This is a genomic window from Mesorhizobium sp. CNPSo 4671, from assembly GCF_057784245.1.
The window spans coordinates 481,353-498,381 of record NZ_JBWLUW010000001.1; the positions used below are offsets into that span (position 1 = coordinate 481,353).

General features: G+C 63.6%; 14 protein-coding genes. 4 read left to right on the forward strand and 10 right to left on the reverse strand.

Annotated elements, in window-relative coordinates:
• Positions 1 to 4 precede the first annotated feature (4 nt).
• The 8 genes from AC04SF_RS02130 to murA all read right to left on the reverse strand — a co-directional run bounded on the left by AC04SF_RS02130 (position 5) and on the right by murA (position 9,483).
• Positions 5 to 1,024, reverse strand: coding sequence for a serine hydrolase domain-containing protein (locus tag AC04SF_RS02130; protein WP_488476304.1), 1,020 nt, complete (start codon positions 1,022 to 1,024; stop codon positions 5 to 7).
• The gene (locus AC04SF_RS02135) at positions 1,021 to 2,769 is read right to left on the reverse strand and encodes an ABC transporter ATP-binding protein (RefSeq protein WP_488476305.1); all 1,749 of its coding nucleotides are present in this window, start codon (positions 2,767 to 2,769) and stop codon (positions 1,021 to 1,023) included. Before AC04SF_RS02135 ends, AC04SF_RS02130 begins: the two co-directional genes overlap by 4 nt.
• Positions 2,766 to 3,605: an ABC transporter permease gene (locus AC04SF_RS02140; protein ID WP_488476306.1), complete on the reverse strand. Its 840-nt coding sequence runs from the start codon at positions 3,603 to 3,605 to the stop codon at positions 2,766 to 2,768. The genes AC04SF_RS02135 and AC04SF_RS02140 overlap by 4 nt, the downstream gene beginning before the upstream one ends.
• Entirely contained in the window at positions 3,605 to 4,564 is a 960-nt protein-coding gene (locus AC04SF_RS02145; protein ID WP_096455608.1) for an ABC transporter permease, read from the reverse strand. The genes AC04SF_RS02140 and AC04SF_RS02145 overlap by 1 nt, the downstream gene beginning before the upstream one ends.
• A 34-nt stretch (positions 4,565 to 4,598) precedes the next feature.
• Positions 4,599 to 6,116 carry an ABC transporter substrate-binding protein gene (locus tag AC04SF_RS02150; protein WP_488476307.1) on the reverse strand — a complete coding sequence of 506 codons (1,518 nt, stop codon included), beginning with the start codon at positions 6,114 to 6,116 and terminating at the stop codon, positions 4,599 to 4,601.
• Positions 6,117 to 6,266: 150 nt separating this feature from the next.
• Complete coding sequence (gene murQ / locus AC04SF_RS02155) at positions 6,267 to 7,190, reverse strand: N-acetylmuramic acid 6-phosphate etherase (RefSeq protein ID WP_488476308.1); 924 nt, start codon at positions 7,188 to 7,190, stop codon at positions 6,267 to 6,269.
• Between the two features lie 161 nt (positions 7,191 to 7,351).
• Positions 7,352 to 8,230, reverse strand: coding sequence for a glucosamine kinase nucleotide-binding domain-containing protein (locus tag AC04SF_RS02160; RefSeq protein ID WP_488476309.1), 879 nt, complete (start codon positions 8,228 to 8,230; stop codon positions 7,352 to 7,354).
• A complete protein-coding gene (gene murA, locus AC04SF_RS02165) occupies positions 8,227 to 9,483 on the reverse strand; it encodes a UDP-N-acetylglucosamine 1-carboxyvinyltransferase (protein WP_488476310.1) in 1,257 nt (418 codons plus the stop codon). The genes AC04SF_RS02160 and murA overlap by 4 nt, the downstream gene beginning before the upstream one ends.
• 159 nt (positions 9,484 to 9,642) lie before the next feature.
• On the opposite strand from murA, the gene AC04SF_RS02170 reads away from it, so the two are divergent.
• Positions 9,643 to 10,503: a MurR/RpiR family transcriptional regulator gene (locus AC04SF_RS02170; RefSeq protein WP_488476311.1), complete on the forward strand. Its 861-nt coding sequence runs from the start codon at positions 9,643 to 9,645 to the stop codon at positions 10,501 to 10,503.
• A 3-nt stretch (positions 10,504 to 10,506) separates the two neighbouring features.
• On the opposite strand, the gene AC04SF_RS02175 is transcribed toward AC04SF_RS02170, so the two are convergent.
• Positions 10,507 to 12,696 carry a TonB-dependent siderophore receptor gene (locus tag AC04SF_RS02175; protein ID WP_488476312.1) on the reverse strand — a complete coding sequence of 730 codons (2,190 nt, stop codon included), beginning with the start codon at positions 12,694 to 12,696 and terminating at the stop codon, positions 10,507 to 10,509.
• A 404-nt stretch (positions 12,697 to 13,100) separates the two neighbouring features.
• Between AC04SF_RS02175 and AC04SF_RS02180 the strand changes: the two genes are divergently transcribed.
• From AC04SF_RS02180 to cuyB, 3 genes are read left to right on the forward strand one after another with little or no spacing between them, the layout of a single operon-like run.
• Positions 13,101 to 13,931, forward strand: a complete 831-nt coding sequence (locus AC04SF_RS02180) for a substrate-binding periplasmic protein (protein WP_488476313.1) — start codon at positions 13,101 to 13,103, stop codon at positions 13,929 to 13,931.
• 1 nt (position 13,932) lies between these two features.
• Positions 13,933 to 15,294, forward strand: coding sequence for a dicarboxylate/amino acid:cation symporter (locus AC04SF_RS02185; RefSeq protein WP_488476314.1), 1,362 nt, complete (start codon positions 13,933 to 13,935; stop codon positions 15,292 to 15,294).
• Entirely contained in the window at positions 15,291 to 16,106 is an 816-nt protein-coding gene (cuyB, locus tag AC04SF_RS02190; RefSeq protein WP_488476315.1) for a cysteate racemase, read from the forward strand. The genes AC04SF_RS02185 and cuyB overlap by 4 nt, the downstream gene beginning before the upstream one ends.
• 33 nt (positions 16,107 to 16,139) lie before the next feature.
• Here cuyB and AC04SF_RS02195 read toward each other — a convergent pair whose 3' ends face one another.
• Complete coding sequence (locus AC04SF_RS02195; protein ID WP_488476316.1) at positions 16,140 to 17,024, reverse strand: helix-turn-helix domain-containing protein; 885 nt, start codon at positions 17,022 to 17,024, stop codon at positions 16,140 to 16,142.
• Positions 17,025 to 17,029: the final 5 nt, after the last annotated feature.

Sequence of the window (17,029 nt, forward strand, 5' to 3'; positions counted from 1 at the left end):
GCTCCTAAAGTCCATTGACGAGATCGCCGACCGTCTGCCGAAGCTGAACGATTCCGCTGTCGAAATGACGTGTCGGATGGATCCGGTTGGTGAGCAAGGTCCATGCCTTGCCCCTGTCGAAGTCGATCCACAGTCCGGTGCCGGTGAAGCCGGTATGACCGATGGTTCCCGGGCTGCACAAGGCCCCGCCGGACCAGCCGTCATAGGGGCGCTCCCAGCCATGGGTGCGGGTGGCGGACAGGGGCGTGCGCATCAGCGCGATCGACTGCTCGGCGGCACCTGTACCGTCCAGCAGCCCTTGCGCGAAATCCAGCACCGAAGCGACTGTTCCGAACAGGCCGGCATGACCGGCGCCCTGCAGCGCCGAGCAATTGTCGTCATGCACCTCGCCGGACAGAACGCAATGGCGCCAGGTGCAGTCCTCGGTCGCCGCGGCAACATCCGGCTCCGTCGCCCAAGCAAAACCTGGGCCGGGATCCATGTCGCGGATGGTCTTGCCCGACAGCCGCTCAAGGGCAAAGCCGAGCAGGATGAAATTGATGTCGGAATAGACGGGGTCACGGGCGCGCCATTCGCGCTGCAGGATGAAGGCGCGCAGCAGGTCGGGGTCACGTCCGTAAGTGTAGATCGGCTCGACGGCCGGAAACGGCGTCTGATGGCCGAGGCACTGGCGGAATGTCACCTTCCGCTCCCAGGCCTCGGCATCATATTGGCGCAGGTCCGGCAGCACCGAAATCAACGGCGCGTCGAGATCGATGACACCATTCTCCGCCAGCGCCAGGATGCGCGGCGTGGTGAAGATGATTTTGGTCAGCGACGCCAGGTCGAACCAGGTTTCGACGGTCATCGGTCGCTGCTTCGGCACGAGTTGCGCCGTGCCGATCGCCCTGGCGATACGGTGGCCATTGCTGTCTACGATGCCGAGCACGCCGCCGGGGATGCGCTTTGCAGTCACTGCGGCTTCCAACGGTACGACCGCGCGGTCGAAGAGCTGTTGAAGGTCGCCAGAGAGCACGGAAGTCACGCCTCGACCCTCGCCATATGATCCCCGCCAAACTGCTTCCACCGCGCCGGCGCCGGCTCGAACCCCTGCGGGCGCACAAGCGAGGGTACCTGGCGTGTGTCGATCTCGAAACGCTCGCGCCGTCGCTCGATGGTCGGAACGGCGGCGATCAGCTTCCTCGTATAGGAATGCTTCGGCTGCGACAGCACCGAAGCCGCGTCGCCGATCTCGACGATCTGGCCGGCATAGATGACGGCGATGCGGTGCGCGATCCGCTCGACCACCGCCATGTCGTGCGAGATGAAGAGATAGGCCAGCCCGAACTCGCGCTGCAGGTCGACCAGCAGCTCCAGCACCTTGGCCTGCACCGAGACGTCCAGCGCCGACACCGCTTCATCGAGAACGACCACGGACGGATTGAGCATCAGCGCGCGGGCAATGCACAGCCTTTGCCGCTGGCCGCCGGAGAATTCATGGGGATAACGCTGCAAGCTGTTCGTGGGCAGGCCGACGCGCTCGAGCAGGCTCGCCATTCTGGCCCGCGTTCCGGCATTCACGCGACCACCGTTCGCGATCACCGGCTCGGCCAGGATGCTCTCGATGCTGAGCCTCGGATTGAGCGAGGCATAGGGGTTCTGGAACACCATCTGCACGGGCTTGGCGCTGTGTTCTGCCGAGGCTGCCCGAGCGCCAACCGAGAAGCTGCCGCGCGTCGAGCGCACCAGCCCAAGCACCGCCTTTGCAGTGGTCGATTTGCCGGAACCGCTCTCGCCAACGATGGCCAGCGTCTCGCCCGGCATCAGGTCGAGATCGATGCCGTCGACGGCATGCACCGCGCCGGTGGCGCGGCTAAAGAAATTGCTCTTGAGGGGAAACCGCACGGCGAGGCCGTCGACCTTCAAGGCCGGTTCTGCGGGTATGTCCTTGTCGCGCCGGCCGTCGACGCGCGCGGCGCTTCCGTTGGCGAAATGCGGCACGGCGTGCAGCAGATGCTGCGTGTAAGGATGTTGCGGCCTGTCGAGGATCTGGTTCAGTTCGCCCTGTTCGACGGCCCGCCCGTTCTGCATCACCATCACCTTGTCGGCGATGCCGGCAACCAGGCCGATATCGTGGGTGATGAAGATCATCGACATGCCGCTTTCCTGTTTCAACTCGGCAAGCAGCGCCATGATCTGTGCCTGCACGGTGACGTCGAGCGCCGTCGTCGGCTCGTCGGCGATCAGCAGGCGCGGATTGCATGCGAGCGCAAGGGCGATCATCACCCTTTGCAGCATGCCGCCCGACAGCTGGTTGGGCGTGTATTTCAGCCGCCTTGCCGCATCGGGAATGCGCACGCGGTCGAGCGCATCCTTGGCAGCCGCCGTGGCCCGACTTCCGGTCAGGCCGCGATGCAGCCGGAACGATTCCTCGATCTGCGTGCCGATGGTCAGCACCGGATTGAGCGAGGTCATCGGTTCCTGGAAGATCATGCCGATCTCGGCGCCACGAATGCCGGTCAGCTGCGGTTCGGTGGCAGCCATCAGGTCGAAGAGGCTGCCATCGGCCCGCTTCAGCTTCATCGCGCCGCCGGTGATGCGGCCGCCGCCGAAATCGATGAGGCGGTTGATCGACAGCGCGGTGACGGATTTGCCTGAACCGCTCTCGCCGACAATGGCCAGTGTTTCGCCATCCGCCAGATCGAAGCTGACGCCGCGCACCACTTCATTGGCTTGTGGATTGCGGCCGAAGCCGACGCGAAGGTCGCTGACCGACAGCAGCGGGATCATGCCGGCGCCCTCCGCATCCTCGGGTCGAGGATATCGCGCAAGGCATCGCCCAGAAGGTTGAAGCCGAGGATGCTGATCATGATCGCCAGCCCCGGGAAGATCATCAGCCAGGGCGCTGTCTCCATCAAATTGCGGCTGTCGCTCAGCATCAGACCAAGTGATGCGGCGGGCGGCTGCGTTCCCAGCCCGAGAAAACTCAGGCCTGCTTCCGTCAACAGCGCCCAGGCAAGCGCCAGCGTCACTTGGACGGTCAATGGCGCCACCAGATTGAGCAGCAAATGGCGCGTGACGATGTAGAACGAACTGCTGCCGAAGGTACGCGCGGCGTCGACGAATTCACGTGCCTTGAGCGAAAGGGCAGGGCCGCGCACCACGCGGGTGAAGATCGGCGTGTAGACGATGCCGATGGCGACGACACTGGTCCATGTGCCTGGCCCCGCAACCGTGACGATGAGCAGCGCCAGCAGGATGGCCGGGAAGGCCAGCAGCACATCCATGATACGCATCACCACGCCGTCCCAGCGGCGGCCGAGCCAGGCGGCTGCCAGCCCCAGCACGGTGCCGGCAAGGGCGGCGAAGGCGACCGAGAAGAAGGCAACCGTAAAAGACTGGCCGACGCCCGCCATCAGACGGCTGGCGACGTCGCGGCCGAACAAGTCGGTGCCCATCCAGTAGGCGCCATTGGGCGCGTGCAGCCGGTCGACGCGGAACTGCGTGATCGGATTGTGCGGCGTCAGCCCAACCAGGCCGAGGATGGCGATCAGCAAATAGACGCCGACGATGACACCGCCGATGCGGCCGCTGCCATGGCCGAAGATGGCGCGCAGGATGCGCATCACTGCTCTCCCAGTCGGATGCGCGGATCGAGCCCGACATAGGCGAGGTCGACCAGGAGATTGACGATCATGAAGTTGAAGGCGATGAACAGCACGGCGCCCTGCACCAGCGCGTAGTCGCGCTGCAGGATCGCGTCGAGCACCATGCGCCCGAGGCCGGGCAAGGCATAGATCTGCTCGACGATGACGGCGCCGCCCAGGAGATAGCCAAACTCGATGCCGCTCAGCGTCACCACCGGGATCAGCGCATTGGGGAGCGCATGCCGCCAGACGACGCTGCGCGCCGACGCGCCCTTGCTGCGCGCGGTGCGCACATAATCGTCGCTCAAAACGTCGAGCATCGCCGAGCGCGATATGCGCGTGACCGACGCGGCGAAGGCAAAGCCCAGCGTGATGGCGGGCAGGATCAGCTGGCTGAGATTGCGCAAGGGATCCTGCCAGAGCGGCGCGAATTCGCCCATCGCCGGCAGCACGCCGAAGCCGGCCGACAGCGTGTAGATGATCAGGAGGCCGAGCACGAAGCTCGGCGTCGACTGGCCGATCATGGCGACGATGCGCACACCGAGATCGGACGGTTTTTCGTTGTGAGTGGCGGCGTAGATGCCGGCCGGCATGCCGACGGCAAGCGCGATGATCATCGACAGCAGAGCCAACTCCAGCGTCAGCGGGAAGCGTTCAAGGATGACGTCGAGGACTGGCCTGCCATAGGTGACGGAGATGCCGAAATTGCCGTGCAGGATGCCGCCGATCCAGCGCCAGTACTGGACGAACCAGGGCTGGTCGATGCCGAAATAGGCGGCGAGCGAATCCCGTTGTGCCGGCGTCAGCAGGCCGGCTTCGGTGCCGAGCATGGCCGTGATCGAATCGCCAGGCACCATCCGGATCGCCACGAAGACCAGGATGGACACGCCAAGCAGGACGAGAGGAAACGTCGCCAGTCGTCGCATCAGATAGTTCACGCGAAGAAGTCCTCTCGTCCGATGCCTGCACCGGTCACTGCTGGATGGTAACCTTGCTCAGGCTGAACAGCGTGCCCGTCGGCGTCGGCACGAAGCCGGCGATGTTCTTCTGCTGTGCCGTATAGCTGTAGGAGGTGTAGAGCCAGATCCACGGCGACATCTCGGCGAGGTGCTTTTCGAATTCGGCGAAGATCGCCTTGCGCTTGGCCGGGTCGGTCTCGGCGCGGCCCTGCTGCATCTGGCTGTCCAGCGTGTCGTCGATGTAGTTGGCCACCTTCTGCAGATTGCCTGCCTTGGTCCAGTAGCGGTTGTACATGGTGTAGGGGTCGGCGCGGCCGCCATTGAGCGCGATCGCCATGTCGAAATCGCCCTTCAGCCAGGCGTCGACATAGACGTTGAGCTCCATCATTTTGATGTCGAGCTTGACGCCGATTTCGGCGAGCTGCGACTGGATGACCTGGGCTTCCGCCGCCGCCGTCGGCGGTTCGCCGGTGGCGCCGATCACGGTCGCCGAAAAGCCGTCGGCAAAGCCGGCTTCTTCCATCAGCTTCTTGGCCTTCTCGACGTCGCGCTTGTAGCAGAACAGCTGGCTCGGATCGGTCGCCAGTGCCGGTATGGTCAGCGGTCCGGTGACCTTGCCTTCGCCGAGCGAAGCCGTGTCCAGCACCTCCTGCCGGTCGATGGCGCAGGAGATCGCCTGGCGCACCTTGAGCTCGGTCATCGGCTTGCGTGACGGATTGAGCTGCAGCACGTGATAGGCGAGCACCGGCACGCGGTTCAGCTGCAGGCTGGCTTCTTTCGGCACCAGCGTGGCGACCAGCGGGTCGTTGAGCAGCGCGAAATCGATCTGCTTGGTGCGCATGGCGGCAAGGATCGCCGCTTCGTCCGGCAGCACGCTGATCTCGATGCCGTCGACGCCGGTCGCGCCGCCGGCCCAGTCCTTGTTGGCACTCAAGACTTCCTTGGCGTTGGGGTCCCATTTGTCGAGCTTGAACGGGCCCGAGCCGACCGCCTTGGTGCCGACCGAGCCGGCCTTGATTTCGGCCGCCGGGACGATCGCGGCGTTGACGTCGCTCATCGCCGTCAGGATTGGCACGTCGGGCTGCGACAGATGGAACACGACAGTCGCCGCATCGGGCGTGTCGATGCCGGCGATCGACAGGAAATTGGCGCGGGCGGCCGCCCCCGTCTTCTCGTCGAGAATGCGCTCGAACGAGGCCTTGACGTCGGCTGAGGTGACGGCCGTGCCGTCCTGGAACTTCGCCTTGGGGTCGAGCTTGAAGGTCAGTTCCTTGCCATCCTTGGAGAACTCCCAGGATGTGGCGATTGCCGGGATGATCTGCAGGCCGGCATCGACCCGCACCAGCGGCTCATAGATCAGTTCCAGCAGCCGCAGTGACGAAAACGCCGTCTGCTTGTGCGGATCAAGCCCGGTGGCGTCCTGCGACCAGGCCATGTGCAGTGTTGCGGCCTGCGTCGAAACCACAGCCACGCCGAGCATCGCGGCAACCGTGATGCCCGACAGCAATGTTCTTGTGAGATGCCTTGTCATTTCTCGTCTCCCATTATGATTTGACTTGATGCCTTGCAGTTTCCGCCGACCGCTTCCAAGGCACACATGCTTCGGAGTATCGGCCCAGTCTATGCGGCTTCGCGCCGTCTTGTCTAAAGCGGCCTCTTGCCGTTTTGTCCCCGGGCGGCTTCATGCCGTCCTGTCGCTGATTGCCTTTCGCAGGAAGCCTCCAGCCTTGCCGAGGGCAGCCCGCGCCGTCTCGGTATCGAGGCCGGTGATCGTCACCAGGATCGCCAGCTTCACGTCATTGCTTGTCTGGTGGAGTGCCTGCCTGGCCTGCTGCGCCGAACAGCCGGTGGTCTGCATGACGATCCTTGTTGCCCTCGCCACCAGCTTCTTGTTGGACGGGTTGAGGTCGACCATCAGATTTTGAAAACTCTTACCGATGCGGATCATCGAGGCGGTGGTCAGCATGTTGAGCACCAGCTTCTGTGCCGTTCCCGACTTCAGCCTGGTCGAGCCGGTGAGCACTTCCGGGCCGACGACCGGCGAGATGGCGATGTTGGCGATGCCGGCAATGGTCGATGCCGGATTGCAGGACAGGGCAACCGTGGTGGCACCCACCTGCTTGGCATAGTTCAGTCCGCCGATGACATAAGGCGTGCGCCCGCTGACCGCGATGCCGACCACCACGTCGTTCGGTGTTAGTCCGATCTCCTGCAGCGCCCTGGCGCCCATTTTCGGATCATCCTCGGCGCCTTCCGTCGACCGTACCAGGGCGTCCGAACCGCCGGCGATCAGGCCGATCACCATGTCCTCGGGCACACCGAAAGTGGGCGGGCATTCCGAAGCGTCGAGTACGCCGAGCCGCCCGCTGGTGCCGGCGCCGATATAGATTAGGCGCGCGCCTTTCTGGAAGGCAAGCACGATGCGGTCGACCGCAGCCGCGATCTCCGGCAGCACCTTTTCGACGGCCGCCGGAACAATTCTGTCCTCGTCATTGATCTTACGCAGCACATCGATGGTCGGCAGCAGGTCGATGTCCATGGTCCGCGGGTTGCGGCCTTCGGAAACCAGCAGGTCCAGCTCGGACATCAACCCTTGCTCGGTCATTCCAGTGCTTTCAAAAATCATGCTGCCCGGACGGCTCAACGGGCACCAGGGCATAGGGACCTTGGGTCCGTCATCGCAGTTTTTCTTTGTTAACTTTTTAGAATTTTATATTCACATCGTCAACAAAAATTTGGAATATTTTATTCCATCTCCTTCGATGGCTACCGCGTGCAGAGCGACCTCTTGGCAAGGATGATCGCCCCGGACACGGCGTCGCCGTCGGCGGGCTTCAGGCGGCGCCTTACATCGGGCGAAAGCCAGGGTTCGAGTGGGCTGGCGAGGCCGCCAAGCAGGGTCACGCGCGGCGCGCCTTTTTCGAACAGCACCCGCACCAGCGTGTCGATCTGCTCGGCCGCACTTTGCACGATGCGCCGACCGGCCGGATCGCCCTGGTCGGCGTGGCGCATCACCATCGGTGCCAGCGCCGCGTAGTCGGTAGCGCTGGCGCGATCCATCCAGGCGACGGCCTCCATCGGGTCGCTGTCGAAGCGCTGCATCACTTCCGCCAACAGCGCCGTCCGCTCGTGCCGTTCGTCATGGCTGCGCAGCGCCAGCTGTACCGCCTTCAGGCCAAGGTCCGCGCCGCTGCCTTCGTCGGAGATCGGAAAGCCGTAGCCGCCGACGCGCAAATCGCGGCCCTCGGCGAAGCCAAGGCCGATCGAGCCTGTACCGGCAATGACGATGGCGCCGTCCTGACCGGAATGCGCGCCAAGGCAGGCGCCGACGCCGTCGCTGACGAAATCGATGCTGGCAAAGGGATGCGCGATCGCCCGTAGCGCCTCCAACGCGCCCTTGCGGCCGATACCGGCAAGGCCGATGCCGGCGCGAATCCGGGCGGTCTCGGCCGGCCCGAAGCCTGTCTCTTCGATTGCCGCGCCAAAGGCCTTGGCGATGGAGGCCCAGGCCGCGTCGATGCCGAGCCGCGTCGTCGCCGGGCCGGACAGGCCTTGCCCCAGCACGGTTCCCTCCGCATCTTCGATCCGGGCCCGACAGCCAGTGCCGCCGCCATCGACGCCGAGAAAATAGTCCGGGCCGCTCATGGGCTCAGCCGCTCGATATCGGCGCCGCAAAGACGCAGCTTGCGGTCCAGCTGTTCATAGCCGCGGTCGAGGTGATAGACGCGGTTGATGATCGTCTCGCCCTCGCTGACCAGTGCCGCCAGCACCAGCGACACCGAAGCGCGTAGATCGGTGGCCATCACCTGCGCGCCATGCAGTTTTTCGCCGCCGCGCACCAGCGCCATGGTGCCCTGCAGCTTGATGTTGGCGCCGAGCCGCATCAGTTCCGGCACATGCATGAAGCGGTTCTCGAAGATGGTTTCGCGCAGCAGCGACGCGCCGTCGGCGCAACACATAAGCGCCATGAACTGCGCCTGCAGATCGGTCGGAAATCCCGGATAAGGTTCCGTCGTGAGATCGGCGGCCTTGAGTGGCCGGTCGCGAGACACGATCAATCCGCGATCTCCAGGCCAGACGCTGACGCCGGTGGCCTCCAGCAATTGCACGACAGAAGCCATGTGTTCGAGCCGGGCATGCGTCAGTTCAAGCTGACCGCCGGTGATCGCCGCGGCAATCGCATAGGTGCCGGCCTCGATCCGGTCCGGGATAATGTCGTGCCGGGCCGCGTGCCATCTGGTGCCGCCGGCGATCAGGATGCGGTGCGTGCCGGCGCCCTCGATGCGCGCGCCCATCGCGTTGAGGCAAGCGGCGAGATCGGCCACTTCCGGCTCGCGCGCCGCGTTGAGGATTTCTGTTTCGCCTTTGGCCGTGGTCGCCGCCATCATGGCGGTCTCCGTTGCCCCGACCGATGGCGAACTGAGCACGATGCGGGTGCCGGTTAGCCCGTTTGGCGCCGAGGCGACGATCAGGCCATTCTCGATGGCGATGCGGGCGCCGAGTGCGGCGAGGGCGGAGACATGCATGTCGACCGGCCGCGCGCCGATCGCGCAGCCGCCGGGCAGCGAAACGCGGGCATGGCCGAACCGGGCGAGCAGCGGCGCCAGAACCAGCACCGTCGCGCGCATTTTGCGTACCGCGTCATAAGACGTTTCCTTCGACACGGCGGCACTGGTGTCGATGGTCGCGGCATGGGCCGACCGCGTCACGTCGGCGCCGTGAAGCCGGACCACGCCGAGCATGTTTTCGACGTCGGTCACATCTGGCAGATTGGTCAGTTCGAGCGGGTAGGGGCTGAGCAGGGCGGCCGCGATCTGCGGCAAGGCAGCGTTCTTGGCGCCGGATATGGTGACCGCGCCTTCCAGTCTTCGTCCGCCGACGATCCGCAATCTGTCCATGGCTGAACCCTTGTCTGGCGAAAGCCGGGCGGCGGTCTCTCCGGGAGAGCCATTCGATTCCCAAGCCTGGCCAGTTCGAGAATTAATTCTGCGTTCTTGGCTGTCAATCGAAATTGGAATATTTTATTCCTATAAGCATCGAAGCGCGCCAGAGGGTTCATGTCCGTTCTCAAGCAGATCAATGCGAAGCTCGATGGCATGGCGCCTGGCGATCGCGAGATCGGCCAGTACATAGTCGACAATCCCGACCACATGCTGCGCCTGTCGACGGCAGCGCTTGCCGCCGAGATCGGCCGCAGCCAGTCGAGTGTCGTCAAGTTCAGCCAGAAACTCGGCTATGCCAGCTACCAGGAACTCAAGCTCGCCGTCAGCGAGGCCAAGGCGCAGGACTGGCAGGTGCCTGCCGGCGTCATCCACGGTTCGATCGAGGTCGGCGACACCTATCCGGTCATCCTGAAGAAGCTGATCGGCAGCAAGCTTCTGTCGATGCAGCAGACCGTGGCCGCCAACACCGAGCGCATCATTTCCCGCACGCTGGAACTGCTGGATGGCGCGCGCCGCATCCATCTGGTCGGCGTCGGCGCCTCCTCGCTGGTGGCGCGCGATTTCTCCTACAAGCTGATGAAGCTCGGCCGCAACGTGCTGCATGACAGCGACAGCCACATCCAGATGGCCAATGCGGCGACGCTGGGGCCCGGCGACGTGCTGTTCGCGCTCTCCTATTCCGGTGCCAGCATCGAAACCTTGCGCATCGCCGAGCTTGCACGCAAGCGCGGCACGATGGTGATCGCCGTCACCGGCCTGCACGACAATCCGCTGAGCCGCGTCGCCGACATCCGCCTCTTCACCATCGCCGACGAGGAGCGTGCGCGCTCCTCGTCCATCACTGCGCGCGACGCGCAGCTGACGCTGACCGACCTTTTGTTCATTCTGCTGGTGCAGAAGCAGCCGGACGCCAACGACTATGTCCACAACAGCGAGGCGGCGGTCTCCGTGCTGAAGGCCGAGCGGTCCTCGTAGGCGTTACCAAGTCGTGTGCATCTTCAGCTTGAACGAGCGGCCTTCGCCGAAGGAGCAGGTCAGCGTCGTCTGGCAACTGGCGACATAGGTCTTGTTGAACAGATTGGTGACGTTGAGATCGACGCTCCAATTCTCCTTCTCGTAGCCGAGTTTCAGATCGGCGAGCGTGACGGCCGGCACCTTCGCCGTGTTCTCGTTGTCGGCCCATGAGGAGCCAATGTAGCGCAGGCCACCGCCGACCAAGATGCCGTCATACCAGTCGCCGCGGAACGTGTAGTCGACCGAGGCCGAGGCCATAACCTCCGGCGCGATGAAGGGTGTCTTGCCGATCAGCGCCGGATTGGCATCCTTAGTGATTTCGAGATTGTAGGCCGTGAATGCGCCCGAAATCCGGAAATCATCCGTCACATTGACCTTGCCTTCGAGTTCGACGCCGCGCGAGCGCACTTCGCCGGTCTGCATCTGTGTGAAGAGCGTGACGTTCGAGGGGACGTTCTGGCGCGTCAGGTCAAACAGCGACACGGTGAACAGGCCATCGACAAAGGTCGGCACATACTTCACGCCGACTTCATATTGCGTACCCTCTTCGGGCTTGAACAGATTGCCGATCGCGTCGGTGCCGATGATCGGATTGAAGAAAGTGGCGATGCTGGCATAGGGGGTTACGCCGTTGGCGAACTCATAGGCGAGGCCGGCACGGCCGGAGAAATCGCCTACCGTGCTGCTCTGCGTGCTGGAGCTCGCCGAGTAATAGGTCGGACGATTATCGGCGTCGAGCCAGCCACGGTCATAGCGGCCGTTCAGTGTCACCAGCCAGCCATCGCCAAAACGCAGCTGATCCTGCGCATAGAAGCCAAGCTGCTTCTGCGTCAGGTTCTGGCTGAGATAGCTGACGCGTGGCGTCAGCGGCGAACCGTAGACGGGGTTGAACGCGTCGATGGGATTGTCATAGTTGGGATCGTAGAGGCCAGACGACTGCACCTGATCGATGTTGTAGTACTTGAAATCCAGACCGGCGAGGATCGTGTGCTCGATTGGACCGGTCGTCACCTTGCCCTCGATCTGGTTGTCGAGAAGGAAGGTCTTTGCCGTGGTGTCGTGGTCGAAATTTATTCGCGCCAGGTCGGTAGGCCCGCCGGTGAGCGACCAGCCGTTCGGATAGATACTGACCTCATTGATATCGGCGGCGGTGAAGCGGGCGTTGGAACGAACCGTCCAATCATTGTCGAATTCGTGTTCGAATTCGTAACCGATCGAGCCCTGTTCGCGCTTGTAGAGATCGATGCTCGGTTCAGTGAAATTCGCATCGGGGTCGATGCGGCCGTAGTTTACGCCGCCGACTATGTGGTCCGTTACCGTGCCGTCATAGGGCAAAAAGCTGCCGCCATTGTGGTTCTCGTCGATGTGGCTGTAATTGGCCAGGATGGTCAGCGTGGTCGCTTCGTCCGGCTTCCAGCTGATGCTGGGCGAGATGAAGCCGCGCCAGCCGTTCTGGAAGTCGCTGTAGGTGTCGCCGCCGGCGATCTTGCCATTGATGCGGTAGCTGACCGTGCCGTTGCTGGCCACGTCGCCAATGTCGAAGCCGAGATAGACATTGCCGGCATCGTTGATGCCGGTTTCGACAGTGCGCTTACGTTCGAACTCCGGCCGCTTGCTGACATAGTTGACCAGCCCGCCGGGATTGCTGCCGCCATAGAGTACGGAAGCCGGGCCCTTCAGCACCTCGATGCGCTCGAGCCCGAAACTGTCGACATAAAAGCCGCCGAAGCCATAGCTGAACAGCTGCAACCCATCCATGTAGGTGCCGGTGGCGGTCGCCTGGAAACCGCGGATGAACAGCCAGTTGGTGTCGCTGTCCGGGCCGAAGGGCTGGGCGAAGACGCCGGCGGTGTAGCGCAGGGCCTCATCCACCTTCTGCGCGCCCTGGTCGTCGATCTCCTGCCGGCCGACCACGGAGACGGATTGCGGGATGTCCTTGATGTCGGTTGCCGTCTTGGAGCCGGTCGTGGTCTTCTTGGCGACGACACCTTCGACCGGGCCGGTCGCGCTGCCGCCAGCCTCGCCCTCGACCACGACAGGCTCAAGCTGGGTGCCGGCAGGTGCCGTTTGAGCGAAGGCGTCGATCGGCGGGATCATCGCGACGGCGGCGACACTGGCCCCCAGAAGCGCCTTCATCCGGTAAAGTCTGCTCATCAGGAAAGTCCCCGCCTGTCGTCGTTGAGATACTTGATCATTTATCTCAACTTATAGGCAGGTCATTGGACGGATTTGGGCGGCTTGTCCATTCTTGTCCAAACGAGGGACATCGCGGCATCATGTTGCGGAAATGTCACGGGTGACCGCTGCTCCTCGCCTATGCGCGGGGCGTTAGTCCAACCGCCGACTTGAACCAGCGCGTCAGCCCTCAAGCGTGCAATGAAGCGCCGTCTTCGCGATTTTTATACATCAGGAAGTGCTTATATCACGCGATGTTGCGATAGCTTGAGCACTATATAGAAAGAGCACAATGTAAAATATACGCTTGCTTAACCTCCGCGTGCATACTGCGGACTGGGCAGACCTGTTTGCTTGCTCTCCCGCACGAATTGAGAATGCGCATGTCGGTTACGCGTCGTACGCTGCTTATGGCCGGAAGCGGTGGGTTGCTGATTTCGCAGGCTCAGGCGGCCGGCACTCAGGCGCAGAGCGCCCCAAAGCCCGTCGCAAGCGGCGATGCGCTGCGTATCGCAATGCCGGCCTTTGCTTCCAATCCGTTCTTCCCGGCCGATGGGCTGGGCGACAATGGCATAGACATGGAACTGGCGCACGGCATCGCCGCGCAGCTTGGCTTGGAGCCGGTGTTCGACCGGTCCGCCGCGACATTCGACGGCGTGGTGAATCTGGTGAGTTCCGGTCAGGCGGACCTGGCGATCGGCAAACTCAGCCGGACGCTTCAGCGCGGTCGGTCGATCGTCTATTCCCGGCCCTATGCCATGCTGCGCCAGGGGCTGATCGCCAACCGCCTCAACCTGGCGCGTATTGCGCAAGGCAAGCCGCCCGAGCAGATCATCCGCAATTTCTCAGGCGATCTCGGCGTGATCGAGGGTTCTTCCTTCGCCACCTATGCGCCGGCAACCTTCCCGCATGCACAGATCCACCGCTTCGCCAGCTGGGATCTGATCATCGATGCGATCCGCAACGGGACGATCGACATGGCTTATCGCGATGATTTCGAGATCAAGAAGCTGATGGTCGACGATCCGTCGATGACGGTGGCCGCGCGCTCGATCACGCTGACCGACAAGGTCGACACCATCGCCGTCGGCGTGCGGCCCGACAATCCGCATCTCGCGGCCTTTGTCGACCTTTATCTCGATCTCGCCCGGGGTCAGCAGGTTCTCAACACCGACGAGATCATCGCCCGCTATCGCCAGGGGAGCAAAGCCTGACATGGCCATCTCCGAGGCAGCCGGACCCATGCCTTTCGATTGGCGGCTCGCCGCAAGGCGCATCTTGCGCTCGCCGGTGACGACGCTCGCGATGATCGGGGCAGGGATCCTGTGCGGTCTCTACTATCCGGCCTTTGCCCATGCGATCAGCCCTGTCGCGCAGCTCTATCTGAATTTCCTCAAGATGGTCGTCCTGCCTTATCTGGTCTCGTCGGTTATCTTCTCCATCACCGCGATGGTTCAGGACCCCAAATCAGTGCGTTACCTGGGCAAGGTGGGTGTGGCCGTTCTGGTTGTGTCGTTCCTCGGCGTGCTGGTGAGCGGCACCTTGTCGCTAATCCTCCAGCCGGGCCAGGTCGAGAACCCGCAATCGCGCATCGAGCTTGGCGAGTTCATCAATTCGCAGGGCAGCGTCTCCACCGATCTCGCCTTCCCGTTCCAGCCGCCATACAATGAGGGCGCCGAGAGCGGGCATTCGATCCTGCTCGACCTGGTGCCGAACAATGTCTTCAACGCACTGGCCTCGGGCCAGACCATCCAGGTCCTGCTGTTCTGCCTGCTTTTCGGGCTCGCCATGGGAAAGATCCCTCAGCCCTCGTCGATGAGCCTGACTCAGGCGCTCAACGCGGTCTACCGGGCCTGTACGGTCCTCACCAACTGGTTCATCTGGGGATTGCCCTTCGCGACCTTCATCCTGATCGCCGACCAGACCGCATCGACCGGAACCAAGCCGCTGATGCTGATGGGCGGCTACCTGCTGGTTATGGGGCTTTCCTGCCTCATCTTCGTCGCCGGCGCCCTTGCCATCATCGCCATCCGGTCGCGGCGAAGCTACTGGACGACGATCAAGACCTGCCAGCCCCTGCTCATGGTGGCCATCACCACGCGTTCCACCGTCGCTTCGCTGCCATGGGTCATCAACCTGTTGAGCGAGCGCCTGCGGTTCAGCCTGGTGGTCGTCGAACTGCTGGTGCCGCTGCAGGCGGCGCTGCTGCGCACCGGCCCGGCGCTGCTCTACACCTCGGGCACCCTGTTCATTGCTCAGCTCTACGGCCATCCGCTCGGCGTGCCGGACCTCGTGCTCGTCGGCATCGCCTCGGCGCTTCTCGCGCTGACCACCGGCGGCATGGGCAGCCTGCTCATCCTGTCCCAGATGTCCATCGTGTGTGGCTACCTCAAGCTTCCCTTCGAGGCGGCGTTCGCCCTGTTCGTCGCGGTGGATGCAGCCGTGGACACGTTCATGACGCTGGCCAGCGTTTCTACCGTCGCGGCGAGCACGGCAATGATCGCGCCCAGCCACAGGGAGACGACGCAGCCTGTCGAAACCGTCTCCGAGCAGCTCGAAGCCGAGCCCGTCGGATGATCGACGACAGCATCCGTCCGCAGCTTGGCATTATCGGCGGCCTCGGGCCGCTTGCGTCGGCCGACTTCTACTTCAAGCTGACCCGAATGACCCAGGCGTTCCGGGACAACGACCATGTGCCTTCAGTCATCCTCAGCGTCCCACAGCTGCCCGACAGGACCGAAGCGATCCTCGGCAACCATGACGGACCGCTGGCGCCTCTGAAGGCCGCGGTCTCGACGCTCAATGCGCTCGGCGTCGCCTGTATCGCGGTGCCGTGCAACACCGCCCATCATTGGTACGACCAGCTGGCGGCGAATTCGCAGGCGGAAATCATCCATATCGGCGACGCAGTGGTGGCGGAGACGCGTCGTAGCCTGGACCGCGGCCGGGTTGCGATTCTCGCCACCCGGGGCACGCTGGTCTCCGGCTTCTATCAGGACAGGATGTCGGCGGCGGGATTTGGGCTCTGCCTTCCCGCGAATGGCGAGTTTCAGCAGCGCGTCGATAACGCGATCGGCCTCGTCAAGGCTGGCTCGATCACGGATGCGGCGATCGAGACTGAGCGCGCGCTGGATATCGCGCGATCAGCTGGCGCCGATGCCGCCCTTCTCGGCTGTACCGAACTGTCGGTGGTGGCCGCAAGCCTCAACGATGTCAGTGGATTGGTCGTCGTCGACAGCAATGCCGCCCTGGCGCGAGCCTGTCTGACACGGTTGGGTTTCGGTGCGCAGGACGCCCGCGGCCTGCCGACCGTAACGCAGTTGCCGGGACATGACCGGTCGATGCGCGCCAGTTCAGCCGTACTGGCCCAGTCGTATTCGCGCTTGTAGGGATCGATGCTCGGTTCCGTGAACAGATAAATGTCACTGGCTGCCGGCGCTCTTCATCCAGGCGCCGGGCGTCACGCCGACCACCGCCTTGAACACGCGCGTCAGATGCGCCTGGTCGAAGAAGCCGGTTGCCTCGGCGATGTCGGCAAGCGAGGCGGCGTCATGCGCCATCATTGCCTTTGCTCTGCCAATCCGCGCCTGCATCTGCCAGCGGTGCGGCGGCACGCCGGTTGCCGCCTTGAAGGCATGGCTCATTGCGGTTTCCGACAGGCCGGTCAGCGCGGCGAGATCGGCAAGCCGGATACGGTCGAGGCAGTGCGCGTCGATGTAGTCGGTGACGAGACGCAGCTTACGGCGTGACAGCGACGACCGACGCCTGGCGGTTCTTGGCGGATCGATCTGGAAAAGACTGGCGAACAGGGCGTTGAGCAGGCCCTCGCCATAGAGATCGTGCAGGGGCTGGTCGCTGCTGCACTCCGCCGCGATCAGGCCGGCCAGCATGGCGATCCGCTCGTCGCGGAACTGGAAGCGCGACATCTGCAAGGTTTCACGGTCAAGACTGCGGCCGAAGCGGCGCGTCAGCGTCGCCACGTCGAAATGCAGGTCAAGATGCCGGATCCGGCGCAGCCCCTCGACCCGGCCACGGATCGGCACGCCGGCCGGAATGTAGGCCATGGAGAGGGCTTGATCGTGGCGGCTCAATTCACCCTTGGCGCCTTCGACGAAGAAGGCGCCGTCGCCATCCACGTCGAGCGCGACAAACAGCCGGGGATCGGGAGAGACATAGTAACCCTCGGCCCGGTCACCGCACGAGACATCCCAGAGATCGGCAACCACGCCGTCCCAAAGATGCCATTTCAGGTCGCCGATGATCGAAAAGCCCTCGATCCGGCTTTCCATGCGCGCAACGAAGGTCAAGTCCT